A 14,927-nucleotide genomic window follows, 5' to 3' on the forward strand; every position below is an offset into this window, starting at 1 on the left:
GGCTTCAAGCGCAACCTTGGCCTTGAACTCCGCCGAATAGCGTTTCCGCTTCGTCATCTGGGGTATTCCTTCGTCAGTCGCTAAAGCTTAGCAACTGGTCCGAAATCTCGCGACCACCTCTGTATAGCATCGCAATGGCCAGCTTAGTCTTGCCGGTACCGGTAGCCATCGCAACAAGCATCTCCCGCTTTTCGGTGCCAAGGGTCTTCTCAACAGCTTGGATCGCTTCCTTTTGATAGGGGCGAAGCTGAAAGCCAAAATCGAAGCGTCGCGTTTCAAGCGCCGCCTGAGCCTTCTCTTTCTCGACTTCTAGCAGGGAGGCCAATTCATCAGGGGTAAACCAGCCCATGAGAGGCCGACGAAGATTATTAGTCAAGCGAACATCACGGAACCATATACCGCTTTCTGTTTCTACTTGTTTTAGATACGGCCTACCATTTGTGGCAAATACAAACGGCACAAAATATTCTCCAACCCAGGCTTCTTGGTTTTCTTCCCATTCAAGTCCTTTTGAGTAGCGCTCGGCCTGATCAATCGCCGCCGAAATGTTCTTTTGATATCTTTTGGCCTCCACGATGCCGACGCATCTTTGGCCGACAAAAAGTGCGTAATCAGCTGGACCTGATTTGGTGGGCCATTCGGCGATCGCCAGGTTCCGCCCCTTCGCGGGCCGGACCCCCTTGCTAAACCTTATCCTACTAGTGTCGGCCTCCCAGCCCCGATCCCGGAGTTGTTGATCAACTAAGGCACGGGTGGATTGTTCGTCAAGGACAACGGCCCCAGCCGCCTCCTCAGCCGCCTGAGCGAACGCGCTTCGCTCCGCCGTTGACCAAAGACTGGCCTGCTCGGACAACTCTTGGAGTTGACGATCTGCGTCTTGTGCAAGCGCCTCCCAGGTCCGCCTTTCTTCTACTTCCCGTTTATGGCGATCTTCCGCAGTTTCGGCTGACAGGATAGCCCTTTGCTTCTCTTCTTCGGCCTTTTGGGCCGCTGAAAGCGCCTCGTTGCGCTCAGTTCTAAGCCTATCAAGTTCGCCCTGCAACTCAGCCCCCGATGCGTCAGGTACCTTTGGTGGAAGGAAAGGGCCAGTTGTGAAATCTCGTTGGGCGGTGGCCGCCCGCACATGCCAGACGCCAAGCTGCACCGCCATCTTCAAACATGCCAGGGCTTCACGGTGATCACCGCGCCCCTCATGTACTGCGGCATTTCCCAGCTTTCTGACGTGATGCAAGACATCCAGTACGCGGTCTGGTGCCATACGTTCGTACTTTAGCTTGCGGAGTAGATCGGCCTGAGTATCGATCTCTTGGATTTCGATGCCCATCAACGACGCATGCCTTTTGGTGAGTCGCTCTCCGAACTGGCGGAGCTTGATCAAGCTCGTGCTGGGATCGTCTTGGAAATAGCTTTCGGCGAGCCGCCCCAAACTGGACAGGTCAGTATCTAGACCCTCCAGAAAATCAAAGTTGCTGCGTGTAGTTTCCATAGCCAGACTACCGATGCCAGCCAAACGTCTTTGGAAGCGCAAACGGGAATTCATCGGCATCGAACGGCTGTTCGACCATACTGAAAATTGCTTCTTTTATTTCAATGGCATTCACGTCGTGGCATCCCCATGATTTACTCCGTAAGACTATCAGGGCAACCTGGGCTTCGCACGTTTTGTCTTCGCAAAATGTACAGATATCCACACAGCGTAGAGGTTCTTTCAACATGTAGGCGCAACATCGTCAAGATAGTCCGCAACAGCGGCTATGAATTCTTCTTTCTGCTTCCCTTGGGCTTTCAGAAATCGATAAACGCGCCGCCCTCCACCCTCCTCGGCGGTGGTAAGCCCCGTCTTCGCAGCAATCTGATCGGAGATCGTTTGCGGGCTTATGCCGTGGCGCTCCTGGTGCGCTCGCAGCCTCTGACGCAGCTCGTCGCGCTGCGCTTTTGTGAAGCCTGAAATCCTGCCGCTCATGCGCGTGTCCAATTCGTGTCCATAGGCTTTTCGGCCATCCCGCCCGATATCGAAGACCATCGCGACAAAGCGGCTAACCGAAAGGAACTGACACCATGTCACCCCAAGAACAGCACGCCAAGCAAGTCGGTCAGAACGGCGGCACCTTTCCGACCAACGGCATGCCCTACCAGCAGAAAGAGCGCACCGATGCTGCCGTGAACAGCGGCAAGCAAGGCAAGTAAAGCGCCCACGGGCGAGGCGGCGCAGACCGTCTCGCCCAAATTTCAGTTTCACGACAATTGAGCGAGACACGAGATGAGCAACGGCACAAACCCGAAGCGGCTTGCCAGCGCCGTCGATGCGATGTGCCGTTCGGATGCGCTTGGCGGGCTTCTAGCCGATCTCGGCGATGATCTCGCCGACCAGATCGAAGGCAATCCCGACCAGTTCGCAGACTTCCGCGCGGGCGCGGTGCAGGCGCTCGATATCTTCGAGCCTGGGGGATATCTCGCCGATGCCGTCAGCTTTTCAGATATCGCACTCGCCGATCTGAAAAGTGGTGACGTCTCGATCTATCTGGCTTTCCCGCAGGATCGGATCGCTTCGCACGGGGCTGCGCTCGGCCTGATCGTCAATCAAGCCATCACCGCCGTTGCCCGCTCGGATGAACGCGGCCAAGTCCTGTTCTTGCTCGATGAGTTTGCCAACATGGGCAAGCTCGCAGGGCTCGCCGAAAGCCTGACCGCGCTGCCTGGTCTCGGCGCGCGGGTCTGGATGTTCGTGCAGGAACTCGCAGAACTGATCCGCATCTACGGTCAGCACACCGCTCGGACGCTGCTCTCGCAGGCCGAAGTGAAGCAGTTCTTCTCCGTTCAGGATTTCGAGCTGGCAAAGACGCTTTCTCAAGCGCTCGGCCAGAAGACCGTGAAGACACGCAACTTCAACCTTGGCCGCCTCGACACCGATGAGATCGGCGAAAGCCTGTCCGAGACAGGCAGGCCACTCATGGCTGCCGATGAAATCAGACTGATGCCACGGGACAAGCAGTTGCTTCTCGTCAACGGCCTTCTGCCCGTGAAGGCGCAGCTCGTGCCCCTTTGGTTCGTTTCGTCGATGCCTCAAGCGCCTCGGTCGTCAGCGCCTATGAAGCGCGGATTGAGAAGCTCGAACGCGAGAAGATTGTGCTGATGGAAAGAGCGGAAAACACAGTCCCGCCGAAGGGACGGCTGGAGGATTGTATTGAACTCGCCCTGAAATTCCTATCAAGCCCTTGGAATTTATACAAAAATGGAGACAAGACCGTGCGCCAAACTGTGCTCAGATTGGTGTTTGCGGAGCCCCTCCGCTACAGCAAAAATGGGGTGTATGGAACTCCCGAATTATCATTCCCTTTCAAGTACTTAGATGGGATTTCGAGAGGGGAAAATGAGATGGTGCTGCTGGAGAGAATTGAACTCTCGACCTCTCCCTTACCAAGGGAGTGCTCTACCTCTGAGCTACAGCAGCGCCGTGCGCGGGCTATTAGACGCAAACGGGATATCGTGCAAGGGCAATATGGACGCTATTTGACAGCTGCGCTAGAGAAGGGCATGGCAGACAAGTCCTCATCCCGCGGCGTCGCGAGCAAGGCCCAGGACCGCGACACGCGGCTGAAGGCGGCGCTCAAGGCCAATCTGGCGCGCCGCAAGGCACAGGCGCGGGCGCGGGCGGCGGACACGGCGTCCGACGAGACGGCCGGGAACGACAACGATAAGGAATAGAGCAGATGGATTCGATCGTGGTGACGGGGAACGGTGCTCTCGCCGGGGAAATTCCGATTGCGGGGGCCAAGAATGCCTGCCTGACGCTGATGCCGGCCACCCTGCTCAGCGACGAGCCTCTGACACTGACCAATGCGCCGCGCCTCAGTGACATCCGCACCATGACCGATCTGCTGGCGTCGCTCGGGGCCGAGGTCAGCCGGTTGCAGGACGGCCAGGTGCTGGCGATGTCCAGCCACGATCTCAACAATCACAAGGCGGACTACGACATCGTGCGCAAGATGCGGGCCTCGATCCTGGTGCTGGGCCCATTGCTGGCCCGGCACGGCCACGCAATCGTTTCCCTGCCCGGTGGATGCGCCATCGGCGCGCGGCCTGTCGATCTGCATCTCAAGGCGCTCGAAGCGCTTGGCGCCGAACTGGATCTGCGCGACGGCTATGTCCATGCGACGGCGGCCGGCGGGCTCAGGGGCGGAACGATCGACTTTCCCATCGTATCGGTGGGCGCGACGGAAAACGCGCTGATGGCCGCCACGCTGGCCAAGGGCACGACGGTGATCCGCAATGCCGCCCGCGAGCCCGAGATCGTCGATCTGGCGCGCTGCCTGCAGAAGATGGGCGCGCAGATCGACGGGGCCGGCACGAACACGATCACGGTGCAGGGCGTGGACCGGTTGCACGGTGCGACCCACCCCGTCGTCACCGACCGGATCGAACTGGGCACCTACATGCTCGCGCCGGCGATCTGCGGCGGCGAGGTCGAACTTCTCGGCGGGCGGATGGATCTGGTCGGCGCCTTCTGCGAAAAGCTGGACGAGGCCGGGATCGATGTCCTTGAAACCAGCAAGGGCCTGTCAGTCAAGCGCCGCAGCGACCACGTCAAGGCGGTGAACGTGACCACCGAACCGTTTCCCGGTTTCCCGACCGACTTGCAGGCACAGATGATGGCACTGTTGTGCACCGCCGACGGCGAATCGGTCCTCGAGGAGAAAATTTTCGAGAACCGGTTCATGCATGCGCCGGAACTGATCCGGATGGGGGCCGACATCGACGTGCATGGCGGTCACGCCACCGTCAGGGGGGTCAAGCGGCTGAAGGGCGCGCCGGTCATGGCCACCGACCTTCGGGCGTCGGTGTCGCTGATCCTCGCCGGACTGGCGGCGGAGGGCGACACGACGATCAGTCGCGTCTACCATCTGGACCGCGGATATGAACATGTGGTGCGCAAGCTCGAAGGGGTGGGCGCCAGAATCGAACGGATCAAGGGCCAGTGACACAAGACGCGACATTCGAAGACGGGCGCGAAACGCCGCTCAATCTCGGCGCCCAGGACGGCGACGATCTGCGCGTGATCTCGGCGCTGGCGCAGGACGCCGTGTTTCCCATCACCGAGATGACATGGCAGCCATCACGCCGCCGTTTTGCCTTGCTGGTAAACCGTTTCCGCTGGGAAGATTCCGCGCGGACCCGGCATGGGGCGGAACGGGTGCGGTCGCTTCTCGTGGTCGGGGATGTTCTGAATGTCGCATCCCAGGGTATCGACCGACACGATGGCGACCTCGTCCTTTCGCTGCTGTCCGTCACCTTCGAACCCGGCGAGGACGGCACCGGGCATGTGCTTCTGACTCTTGCTGGAGACGGCGCCATCCGGCTGGCCGTCGAAACCCTGGACGTAACCCTAAAGGATGTGACGCGGCCCTACCTGGCACCGTCCCGAACCACGCCCAAACATCCGGACTGACGCGCGGTTGTCGCTCCGTTCCGATGTGGCCTACCTCGATGGTCATGTTTTTCGTCCAAAGACGCCCGCGCCGGGTTGAGCCTGACCGGCCTGCTGCCTATGAGAGAAAAAGCAGGAGAACCCGATGCCCGTATTCCTTGACACGGCCGATACAGATTTCGAAACCGCCTTCGCCGTGCTACTCACAGCGAAGCGCGAGGACAGCCCGGACGTGGACGCGACCGTGGCTGGCATCATCGCCGAGGTGCGGCAGGGGGGCGACGCCGCGCTGATCGCGTTGACCGAAAGGTTCGACCGGACGAAGACAAGTGCGGAGCGGCTTCGGTTTTCCCCGGCAGAAATCGATGCCGCCGTGGCGCAGGTGCCGGCTTCGGACCGCGACGCCCTTGAACTGGCGGCAGAGCGCATCCGCGCCTACCACGTGCGCCAGATGCCGGCTGACGCCCGATGGACGGATCCGGATGGCGCGACTTTGGGTTGGCGTTGGTCACCGGTGGCGGCTGCGGGGCTGTACGTGCCGGGAGGGCTGGCGTCCTATCCGTCGTCGGTCCTGATGAATGCCATCCCCGCGAGGGTCGCCGGGGTCGAGCGGCTGGCGATGGTCGTGCCGACGCCGGACGGGCTCATCAACCCGCTCGTGCTGCTGGCCGCGCAGATCGCCGGCATCGACGAAATCTACCGGATCGGCGGCGCGCAGGCGATTGCGGCCCTCGCCCATGGCACCGAAACCATCGCGCCGGTCGACAAGATCACCGGCCCCGGCAACGCCTATGTCGCCGCCGCCAAACGGCAGGTGTTCGGCAAGGTCGGCATCGACATGATCGCCGGGCCGAGCGAGATTCTGGTCATCGCAGACGCGGAGAACGACCCCGACTGGATCGCCCTGGACCTGCTGAGCCAGGCGGAGCATGACGAAAGCGCGCAATCCCTGCTGATCACCGATGACGCCGCCTTTGGACAGGCCGTTGCCGACGCGGTGGACAAGCGCCTGGCAACGCTCGACCGGAAGGGGATCGCCGGGGCCAGCTGGCGCGATTTCGGCGCGGTCATCACCGTGCGCGACCTGGACGAGGCCGCGGCCTTGTCGAACCGGATCGCACCTGAACATCTGGAACTCTGCGTCGCCGACCCCGAGGCGCTGGCGCAGAAGACACGGCACGCCGGGGCGATTTTCCTTGGCCCATGGACGCCCGAGGCGATCGGCGACTATGTCGGCGGCCCGAACCATGTGCTGCCCACCGCGCGGTCGGCCCGGTTCAGCTCCGGTCTGTCGGTGCTGGATTTCCTCAAGCGCACAACCCTGGCGCGCATGACACCGGAGGCGCTGCGGACCATCGGCCCCGCGGCGGAGCGCCTCGCGCAGTCAGAAAGCCTACAGGCGCACGGGCTTTCGGTCCGCGCGCGTCTCGAAAATCTGAACAGGTAATGACGCCATGTCCCATATCGTTGATATCGTCCTGGATGATGCGGGCCTGCCCCCGCCGACGCCCGAGATCGAACAGGAACGCAAGGTCGCGATGTTCGACCTGCTGGAGGAAAACTCCTTCGTGCTGCCAAAGCACAGCGACCGTGTCGTGCCGGATGGTCCCTACGCGGTGAACCTGTCGATCCGCGACAAGCGGCTTGTGTTCGACGTGCAGACCACGGACGGGGCGAAGGCCGCCGAATTCCACCTGTCGCTGTCGCCGTTTCGCCAGGTGGTCAAGGATTACTACCAGATCTGCGAAAGCTATTTCGACGCGGTCAAGACCATGCCGCCCAGCCAGATCGAAACCATCGACATGGCCCGGCGCGGTATCCACAACGAAGGCAGCCGGGTGCTGCAGGAACGGCTGGAAGGCAAGGCCGAGATCGACACCGACACGGCGCGCCGGCTGTTCACCCTGATCTGCGTTCTGCATTTCGGCGGCTGACGCGTGCGCGATCTGCCTCAATCCATCCTGTTCTGTTGCGACCACAACGCGGTTCGCTCGCCGATGGCCGAGGGGATCATGAAGAAATTCTACGGCACCGGCACCTATGTCCAGTCCGTCGGCGTGACCAATGACATGGAAATCGACGGGTTCTCCATCGCCGTCTGCCAGGAAATCGACGTGGAACTTTCGCGGCACCGGTCGCGCAGCTTTGACGAGATGGAGCAATGGGGCGACGACCTGTCGTCCTTCGATCTCATCGTGGCGCTGTCGCCGGCCAGCCAGCGCCGGGCGCTGGAACTGACCCGGTTCTATCACCTGACCGTCGAGTATTGGCCGATCCTGGACCCGACCGGGCTTGGCGAGACCCGCGAGGCCAAGCTGGCCAGCTACCGGCAGGCCCGCGACCAGATCATCAAGAACCTCACGGACCGCTGGGGCGAACCGACGCAGGTTCAGTGATCGCCCAGACGCCGCGCCACGATGAACCGGCTGGTCGACTTCGTAGGGTAAAGCCCGGTTTCAAGGATCTCGAACCCCGCCGCGGCGATCGCCTGTTCCAGCCCGTCGTGGCTCAGGAACGTGACCGCCGGCGCGATACCCAGTTTTCGCAGGACCCAGACCAGCGGACGCAGCAGAACCGTATTGTGGGCCAGGCAGGGCGTTTTCGACAGGAACAGCCCGCCGGGTTTCAACAGGCGCCGCGCCGTCAACGCGGCCTGTCGCGGGTCGGGCAGAAGGTGGATCAGGTTGAACGCCAGAACGGCATCGAACGCGCCCGTGTCAAACCCTTCCGCGTCGGCATCGCTCACCTTGAAATCGACGTTTTCGACATGCTGCGCCGCCGCTTTTCCCCGCGCGATCTCGATCATTCCCCCGGAAATGTCGGTGCCAGTCAGATGCGCGACACTATCCGCCAGTAGCAACGCCGTCGTTCCCGTGCCGCAGCCCAGTTCGATGGCCCGGTCGGCGGGTGTCAGGTGGCGGGTCACATGCGCCAGCGTTTCTTCGTAAGCGGCCATGTTCTTGATCGGGCGCCGGGCGTATCGTTGCGCGTGTCTGTCCCAGAATGCGGCGGGCTGTGTCATGTCGGAACCTCTTTGTGAGAACATGCGATCATCTGTCAGGGACGGATATACATATACGCCGATCGAAATAGAATTGCACAAATCCGCAGTTTCGATATACGTTTTTGCATGGAATGGCGCAGTATGACATTCGACTGGAACCAGGTCCGCGCCTTTCTCGTCACGGCCGAAGAAGGCTCCCTGTCGGCCGCCGCCCGCGCCCTCGGCCTGACCCAGCCGACGCTGGGACGGCAGGTGGCGGCCCTGGAAAGGTCTCTTGACGTCGTGCTGTTTGACCGCATCGGCAAGTCGCTGAAATTGACCGAGGCCGGGCTCGGCCTCTTGGAGCACGCCCGCGCCATGGGGGCCGCCGCCGGCCGCGTGTCGCTGTCCGCGTCCGGCCGGTCCCAGGCCATCGAAGGTCACGTCAGCGTCACCGCCAGCGACCTGCTGTCGGCCTATACGCTACCGCCTGTGGTCGCGCATCTGCGCGACATCGCGCCTGGTATCCGGCTGGAGATCGTCGCCTCCAACAGCTTGCGCGACCTGACCCGGCGCGAAGCCGATATCGCCATCCGCCATCTGCGTCCGGAACAATCCGACCTGATTGCCCGCCGGGTCGGCGACGGACGTGCGCGGCTTTATGCGTCGCGGGCCTATCTGGACCGGGTTGGCCGGCCCGAAACACGCGCCGATCTGGCTCGCATGTCCTTTATCGGCTTTGACCGCAGCGACACGCTGCTCGACCATCTCAACAGGTTCGGCCTGAACCTGACGGAGGATCGGTTTCAGACCTACTGCGGCAATGGAGTTGTGGTCTGGCAGATGCTTCGGCAAGGGCTTGGTGTCGCGGTCATGCCCTGCGATCTGGCCGGGTCCGACCCGAGTGTCGAAGCGGTCCTGCCGGATCTGGCTCCGTTTGATTTCCCGGTCTGGCTCGTCGCTCACCGGGAATTGCACGCGAGCCGGCGTATCCGACTGGTGTTCGACACGCTTGCCGCGGCGTTGACCGGCCAAGCCGAACGCTGATCCGAGAAGTTCGCGGCCCGCCGACCCGCGCCATACCCGCCACCAGCGTGACGGCTTCGCCGGACCTTGCCGTCAGCGGCAAGCCGGCGAAACGAAAGGGGCGCAGCTTCGGACATTCTCGCCCAAACTCAACCATAGCACGAATTTCGACACATCTTTCCCGCCCCGCGTTCCAAATCGGTCACAATTCGCCGCCAAAGCTGGAATGTGTGCTTGAAATGTCACCGGAAAAGCATCATCTAACCGCACGGCTCGTTTTTTGAACGGGACTCACTATCAAGGAGACAACATGGCCAAGGAAGACACTCTCGAATTCCCCGGCGTCGTGAAGGAACTCCTGCCGAATGCGACGTTTCGGGTCGAACTTGAGAATGGCCATGAAATCATCGCACACACGGCGGGAAAGATGCGCAAGAACCGCATCCGGGTTCTGGCCGGCGACAAGGTGCAAGTCGAAATGACCCCCTATGATCTGACCAAGGGCCGGATCAACTATCGCTTCAAGTAAGGCGGAATTGCCATTCGCCGCCTGCGCAACGGGATACGGTGCGCCGTCTGTTTGCGTTGCCGGAGCCTGAAATGACAAGACCAAGACCTGCGCTCATCCTTGGATCGGGCAGTCCGCGCAGGCTGGAGCTCCTGGCCCAGCTCGGGCTGAGACCCGATGCCGTGCGCGCGCCGGACATCGACGAAACCCCCGGCCGGGGCGAACTTCCGCGTCCCTATTGCATTCGCATCGCACGGGAAAAAGCACAGGCGGTCCGAGCGGACAGCGATGATGTGGTGCTCTGCGCCGACACCACCGTGGCGATGGGGCGGCGCATCCTCGGCAAACCCGACCATGCCGATGAGGCGGCGGAGTTCCTGCGCGCCCTGTCCGGCCGCAGGCATCGGGTCATCACCGCCGTTGCGGTGCGCAGAGGCGACCGGCTCTGGGAAAAGGACGTGGTGAGCACGGTCCGGATGAAGCGGCTGTCGGACCCGGAACTGGGATCATATCTGGACAGCGGCGACTGGTGCGGCAAGGCAGGCGGCTACGCCATCCAGGGTCCCGCGGGGGCGTTCATCCCGTGGATCAGCGGATCGTTCACCAGCATCGTGGGCCTGCCCCTTGCGGAAACGGCAGTGCTGTTGCAGGCAGCCGGCATTTCGCTGTATCACCCGGCCTCATGAAAGGCCGCACGATCATCCTGGACGACTGGAAAGGCCGCGCGGCTGCGGCGCTGATGGTCGATGGCCGGCTCGACGATTTCCTGATCGAAAGCGACGCACCGCCGCCGGGCACCATCTATCGCGCCCGCGCCGACCGCCCGGTCAAGGGCCAGGGTGGCATGTTCCTGTCCACGCCCGATGGCTCCGCCTTTCTGCGCCAGGTCAAGGGGCTGGCCCCCGGCGAGATGATCCTGGTCCAGGTGACGGGCTACGCGGAACCGGGAAAGGCCATTCCCGTGACCCAGAAGATCCTGTTCAAGAGCCGCTACGCGATTGTGACACCGGATGCGCCGGGACTGAACCTGTCCCGCTCCATCCGCGAAGACGCCGAGCGAGATAGGCTTCTGGAACTCGCCCACGAATCCATGGGCGGTTCGGACTTCGGATTGATCCTGCGATCATCCTGCCAGGGGGCCGATGCCGAAGATGTGTCCAGCGATATCGTCGAAATGCTGGAGCTCGCGCAGCAGATCGCGGCCGATACCGGGCAGCAGTCCGAGAAACTGACGGAAGGCGATGGCCCCCACACGCAGGCATGGCGCGACTGGACCGATCCGGCCGAAATCGTGACGGAATCTGGCGGGTTCGCGACGCACGGCGTTCTGGATGCCCTGCAGGCGGCGCTCGGCAGCGTCGAGCCCCTGTCGGGCGGCGCGAGCATGTTCATAGAACCAACGCGGGCGCTGGTTGCCGTCGATGTCAACACCGGCGCCGACGCCTCGCTGGCCGCCGGCACGAAAGCGAATATGGCCTGTGCCCGCGCCCTGCCGCGCGCCCTCAGGATACGCGGTCTCGGAGGGCAGATCACGATCGATCTTGCTCCCATGCCGAAGAAGGATCGCCGCACTTTCGAAACGGCCATCCGCGCCGCCTTCCGCCAGGACAGCGAGGAAACCGCGCTGGTTGGCTGGACACCTCTCGGGCATTTCGAACTCCAGCGCAAACGCGGTCGCCCGTCGCTGACCGAGACACTGCGATGACCTGTCCGATCTGCGGCTCCGAAACGCGCCATGCCTACCGTCCGTTCTGTTCCAGGAGATGCGCGGACCGGGACCTGGGGAACTGGCTGAAGGGAAGCTATGCGATCCCGCCCGGCGAACATCAGGATCCCGACGACGCGCCCGAGGGATTCGAGACCGGACGGCCCAGGCCACATTGATCCCCCGACATCGAAAAAGCCTCTGGACACCACAGAACACTCGTCCTAGAAGGCCCGCACCCATAGGCATTCGCCTTTCCCGTGCCCGGGTAGCTCAGGGGTAGAGCAGTGGATTGAAAATCCTCGTGTCGGTGGTTCGATTCCGCCCCCGGGCACCATCCAACTCTCTGATATTAAAGAAATCAGTGACTTAGGGGGCATTTTTGTCCCACCTCTCGCAGCGAAGGGCAAAAGTGGGACTTTTTTGTTCTGCCTTTGACCCGCCTGAATCCATGCTGTTCCTATCGCGTGGTCTTACTTCAATGTCAGATAGGCCAAAGCGCTTCTGCATCTTTGGCTGGCTTCTTGAAGTCGTTCAGGTTTCGTTTGGCGCTATCGCCTAAACAGGCCTCGTAGACACTTTCTCTTTTCTTGGCGCCCCAAGTCGCAGCGCGCGCTGCGAAATGGCTCGTCTCGCCGTGCCTTTCCCAAGTGACGACCTTAACCTGCTGGCCACCAGGTAGCGTTTTGAGCTGTCGGTCGAAGGTCAGAAGCGTGTCTGACCTACGCTCCTTTGCGTCAAGGTAATGATAGTGATACCCCCAGTGTCCGTGGATTTCTCTCTTAAGAAGTTCCTTGAGGCCAGGGATAGACAGGAAGAGGGCGAACACGCCTTCGGGTAGGTCGGGAGCCACAACGACACTTCGAATTGGCTCTAGGTTACCCCGCAAGAATGGCATGAGTGGCCCACGCAATTCTTCTGTTCCCAATGACCAGCGATCATCATAAATGGCTGGGAAGTTCTTTTGCCGTGCCGACAAATCAAGATCATCTTGCTCTATGGCGCTTTGCAAGTCGCCGACAAGGTCGTCGATTTCGTGGAGAAGTCCGTTGAACTCTTCTTCGAGATTTTCTCGGTTGGAAGCCTCGCGTCCCACGAACCGGAGCTCTCGCAGTCTTTCGCGCTTTGAGACGATGCCGCCAATGCAGTTCTTGACGTTGTCTCGTCCGACAAAGTCCACCAGTCGATCATCGTGCCCAGGATTGAAGTTACTCTCGCTCAAATGTCATTGTCCAAGTTTGGTGGCAAAGGTTTGTCTGCCACCAATGTATGGCTTCTATTCGCTTCGAGACAGATGCTTCATGCCCGATGCGGCCAGCACTTTTTGGCGGGCTGCACGGGTATAGCGCGAAGCTTCCTTCATCGTGCTCCAGCCGAATATCGCCATGAGTTGGCGCTCGGTCGCGCCGTTCTCGGCTGCCAATGCTGCGCCAGCCTTGCGAAGTCCGTGAGCCGAACAATGGTTCAGTCCCGCCGCATCGCATTGCTTGCGGAACCAGTTGCCGAATCCGTTCGAGGTGAACGGCTTGCCAAACGCTGTTACGAGGAAGGCTAGGTTGCCTGTCGGCGTGGCATCAATCACTGCCTCAAGCTCGGGAAGAACAGGGATTGAAAGCGTAACGGGCTTGCGGCTGCGGTTCTTTTGCTGCGTGAGGGTGAGCCAGCCATCCTTGATATGCTGCGGTCCAAGCAGAACAACATCAGAGCGGCGCTGTCCTGTGTAGAGCAGCAAAGCGAGCGCAAGCCGTGCCTTTGAGCCGAGTTCGTGATGGTTCTCAAACTGTGCGACCTCTTCCATTGACCACGAATGGAAGCCTTCACTCGCAGACCGGATGTAGGGGACATCGCGTGCAGGGTTGCGGGTGGTAAGTTCATACTCAACCGCAAAGCCGAAGATTTGGCGGAGCGCTTTGACGATGCTGTTTGCCGCTTCAGGCGTTTCGGACTTTTCGTCCCGCATCTTGCGGACATGACGCGGCTCAAGCAGCGCGAAAGGCTTGCTGCCGTCCTTCTCGCAGACGCCATCAAGGATGCGGCGGCGGACATACTGCGTACGGGATGACAGGCGCTTGTATTCGGCCGAGCCGTAATACTGCTCACACAGCCACTTGAAGGTTCCCTTGTTGCCACTGCGCTCAATGGCCGCAGCAGGCGTTTGGGGCATCGCGCCGTGAAGGGCAGAACGATATTCGGTCAGGAACTCTTGCGTACCCGGCTGGCTCTTGAGCCGTACCTTCGCGTGTCCTGGCTTGCGCAGATAGACCCGCACATTGCCATGGCGGTCGGTGTCTTCGACCACGAATTTCAGGCGGAAACTGCCTGTACCGTCTCGCATCTTGAATGTCGGCATCGTTCTATGCCCTCTGCGGTATCAATCATCCCATGGATTGTTTTCGACTGTTTCCCCATCAGGAATCAGCTCGAACGCTTGGTCAAGCCTTATCCTGTCCCAAACCGTCCTGCTGTTTAATCGCTTGGGTGCAGGCATCCGCCCGTCACCAACCAGCAGATCGAACAGCGAAGGTGACACGCCGATATAGGCGGCGGCTTCCACGCGGGACAGCCCGCGCGGTGCAAGGGAAAGAGGGAGTATGTCTTTGCTCTTGGCCATAGTGCCCGCAATATGGGGCAAGGCGCACGTTCGCGCGCGGACACAAGCTGGACACGGCGCGTCCTATCAGTTCGGTGTGAGCGTTCTGATAATTGCCGCAAGGGTTTCGCGTGCGGCCGTAGCGCGGAAGACGGGGTCGCGAATTTCGAGGTTCTGCCGAAACCGCGTGCAGTGCTCCGGCCTGGTCATGTGGCGCTCCAGAAAGCGAAGCGCCTGACTGACTTCGTCACTGCGCGCGTCTTCATTCGCGCAACGGGAGACGGCATCGCTCAGCGTCGATACGGCATCGCGGACGAGCCGCTGATGAGAGGTGTCATCAGCCCAATGCCCGAAATAGGCTACCTTATCTAAATTGCCAGAAGAGAACATTAGAAGAACATATGCGAGATTCGGTGACGGAGCAACAAAATCCCTCGCCCAAGATCGGGCGAGGGATGAGCCTTAGATTTTAGGCGTGTTCGCCGAGCGTTTTGCGATGGCGCGGCCGATATTCTCGATGCTGGCGATCGCGTTGCGGCGATCCGCGCTTCCGGCTTCACTGACAACCAGCTGTCAATCGGCATTGAACTTTGACCCCTTATCGGCGTCCAATATTGACCCCCTTTTGCTGAGCAGGCCCGGCGCTGCGTAGCCCTCACATAGCGCAGCGGCGGCGGGCCTGCGGGGTTT

20 protein-coding genes and 2 tRNA genes are annotated in these 14,927 nt (G+C 61.1%); 14 read left to right on the top strand and 8 right to left on the bottom strand.

Going from position 1 to position 14,927, the window contains the following annotated elements; all coding sequences use genetic code 11:
• Positions 1-73: 73 nt before the first annotated feature.
• Positions 74-1,540 (bottom strand): DEAD/DEAH box helicase family protein, encoded by a 1,467-nt coding sequence (locus QO034_RS22205; protein ID WP_284487698.1) that lies wholly within the window; start codon positions 1,538-1,540, stop codon positions 74-76.
• A 168-nt stretch (positions 1,541-1,708) separates the two neighbouring features.
• Complete coding sequence (locus tag QO034_RS22210; protein ID WP_284487699.1) at positions 1,709-1,963, bottom strand: hypothetical protein; 255 nt, start codon at positions 1,961-1,963, stop codon at positions 1,709-1,711.
• A gap of 95 nt (positions 1,964-2,058) precedes the next feature.
• Between QO034_RS22210 and QO034_RS22215 the strand changes: the two genes are divergently transcribed.
• Positions 2,059-2,187: a hypothetical protein gene (locus QO034_RS22215; protein ID WP_284487700.1), complete on the top strand. Its 129-nt coding sequence runs from the start codon at positions 2,059-2,061 to the stop codon at positions 2,185-2,187.
• 73 nt (positions 2,188-2,260) lie between these two features.
• Positions 2,261-3,133 carry a type IV secretory system conjugative DNA transfer family protein gene (locus tag QO034_RS22220; RefSeq protein WP_284487701.1) on the top strand — a complete coding sequence of 291 codons (873 nt, stop codon included), beginning with the start codon at positions 2,261-2,263 and terminating at the stop codon, positions 3,131-3,133.
• Between the two features lie 243 nt (positions 3,134-3,376).
• Here the strand turns inward: QO034_RS22220 and QO034_RS22225 are convergent.
• Positions 3,377-3,451 (bottom strand) — tRNA-Thr (locus QO034_RS22225).
• An 83-nt stretch (positions 3,452-3,534) separates the two neighbouring features.
• Between QO034_RS22225 and QO034_RS22230 the strand changes: the two genes are divergently transcribed.
• The 6 genes from QO034_RS22230 to QO034_RS22255 all read left to right on the top strand — a co-directional run bounded on the left by QO034_RS22230 (position 3,535) and on the right by QO034_RS22255 (position 7,821).
• Positions 3,535-3,705 carry a hypothetical protein gene (locus QO034_RS22230; protein WP_284487702.1) on the top strand — a complete coding sequence of 57 codons (171 nt, stop codon included), beginning with the start codon at positions 3,535-3,537 and terminating at the stop codon, positions 3,703-3,705.
• Positions 3,706-3,710: 5 nt separating this feature from the next.
• Positions 3,711-4,979 (top strand): UDP-N-acetylglucosamine 1-carboxyvinyltransferase, encoded by a 1,269-nt coding sequence (gene murA, locus QO034_RS22235; RefSeq protein WP_284487703.1) that lies wholly within the window; start codon positions 3,711-3,713, stop codon positions 4,977-4,979.
• On the top strand, positions 4,976-5,446 hold the full coding sequence (locus tag QO034_RS22240) for a DUF2948 family protein (RefSeq protein ID WP_284487704.1): 471 nt from the start codon (positions 4,976-4,978) through the stop codon (positions 5,444-5,446). Before murA ends, QO034_RS22240 begins: the two co-directional genes overlap by 4 nt.
• A 124-nt stretch (positions 5,447-5,570) precedes the next feature.
• Positions 5,571-6,872, top strand: a complete 1,302-nt coding sequence (gene hisD / locus QO034_RS22245; RefSeq protein WP_284487705.1) for a histidinol dehydrogenase — start codon at positions 5,571-5,573, stop codon at positions 6,870-6,872.
• A 7-nt stretch (positions 6,873-6,879) separates the two neighbouring features.
• Entirely contained in the window at positions 6,880-7,359 is a 480-nt protein-coding gene (locus QO034_RS22250; protein ID WP_284487706.1) for a UPF0262 family protein, read from the top strand.
• A gap of 3 nt (positions 7,360-7,362) precedes the next feature.
• A complete protein-coding gene (locus QO034_RS22255) occupies positions 7,363-7,821 on the top strand; it encodes an arsenate-mycothiol transferase ArsC (protein WP_284487707.1) in 459 nt (152 codons plus the stop codon).
• On the opposite strand, the gene QO034_RS22260 is transcribed toward QO034_RS22255, so the two are convergent.
• Positions 7,815-8,447 carry a class I SAM-dependent methyltransferase gene (locus QO034_RS22260; protein WP_284487708.1) on the bottom strand — a complete coding sequence of 211 codons (633 nt, stop codon included), beginning with the start codon at positions 8,445-8,447 and terminating at the stop codon, positions 7,815-7,817. The genes QO034_RS22255 and QO034_RS22260 overlap by 7 nt on opposite strands.
• A 123-nt stretch (positions 8,448-8,570) precedes the next feature.
• Here QO034_RS22260 and QO034_RS22265 point away from each other — a divergent pair, with 123 nt between their 5' ends.
• The 6 genes from QO034_RS22265 to QO034_RS22290 all read left to right on the top strand — a co-directional run bounded on the left by QO034_RS22265 (position 8,571) and on the right by QO034_RS22290 (position 11,984).
• On the top strand, positions 8,571-9,455 hold the full coding sequence (locus QO034_RS22265) for a LysR family transcriptional regulator (RefSeq protein WP_284487709.1): 885 nt from the start codon (positions 8,571-8,573) through the stop codon (positions 9,453-9,455).
• 289 nt (positions 9,456-9,744) lie between these two features.
• On the top strand, positions 9,745-9,963 hold the full coding sequence (gene infA / locus QO034_RS22270; protein WP_005978431.1) for a translation initiation factor IF-1: 219 nt from the start codon (positions 9,745-9,747) through the stop codon (positions 9,961-9,963).
• 71 nt (positions 9,964-10,034) lie between these two features.
• The gene (locus QO034_RS22275) at positions 10,035-10,628 is read left to right on the top strand and encodes a Maf family protein (RefSeq protein ID WP_284487710.1); all 594 of its coding nucleotides are present in this window, start codon (positions 10,035-10,037) and stop codon (positions 10,626-10,628) included.
• The gene (locus QO034_RS22280; protein ID WP_284487711.1) at positions 10,625-11,647 is read left to right on the top strand and encodes a ribonuclease E/G; all 1,023 of its coding nucleotides are present in this window, start codon (positions 10,625-10,627) and stop codon (positions 11,645-11,647) included. Before QO034_RS22275 ends, QO034_RS22280 begins: the two co-directional genes overlap by 4 nt.
• Positions 11,644-11,826 (top strand): DNA gyrase inhibitor YacG, encoded by a 183-nt coding sequence (locus QO034_RS22285; RefSeq protein WP_284487712.1) that lies wholly within the window; start codon positions 11,644-11,646, stop codon positions 11,824-11,826. Before QO034_RS22280 ends, QO034_RS22285 begins: the two co-directional genes overlap by 4 nt.
• Positions 11,827-11,909: 83 nt before the next feature.
• Positions 11,910-11,984, top strand: a tRNA-Phe gene (locus QO034_RS22290).
• A 147-nt stretch (positions 11,985-12,131) separates the two neighbouring features.
• Here QO034_RS22290 and QO034_RS22295 read toward each other — a convergent pair.
• From QO034_RS22295 to QO034_RS22310, 4 genes are all read right to left on the bottom strand, one after another.
• A complete protein-coding gene (locus tag QO034_RS22295) occupies positions 12,132-12,869 on the bottom strand; it encodes a hypothetical protein (RefSeq protein WP_284487713.1) in 738 nt (245 codons plus the stop codon).
• 54 nt (positions 12,870-12,923) lie between these two features.
• On the bottom strand, positions 12,924-13,997 hold the full coding sequence (locus tag QO034_RS22300) for a tyrosine-type recombinase/integrase (protein ID WP_284487714.1): 1,074 nt from the start codon (positions 13,995-13,997) through the stop codon (positions 12,924-12,926).
• A gap of 21 nt (positions 13,998-14,018) precedes the next feature.
• On the bottom strand, positions 14,019-14,258 hold the full coding sequence (locus tag QO034_RS22305; RefSeq protein WP_284487715.1) for a helix-turn-helix transcriptional regulator: 240 nt from the start codon (positions 14,256-14,258) through the stop codon (positions 14,019-14,021).
• 66 nt (positions 14,259-14,324) lie between these two features.
• On the bottom strand, positions 14,325-14,627 hold the full coding sequence (locus tag QO034_RS22310) for a hypothetical protein (protein ID WP_284487716.1): 303 nt from the start codon (positions 14,625-14,627) through the stop codon (positions 14,325-14,327).
• Positions 14,628-14,927: the final 300 nt, after the last annotated feature.

Source organism: Sedimentitalea xiamensis (genome assembly GCF_030164465.1).
Lineage (GTDB): Bacteria > Pseudomonadota > Alphaproteobacteria > Rhodobacterales > Rhodobacteraceae > Sedimentitalea > Sedimentitalea xiamensis.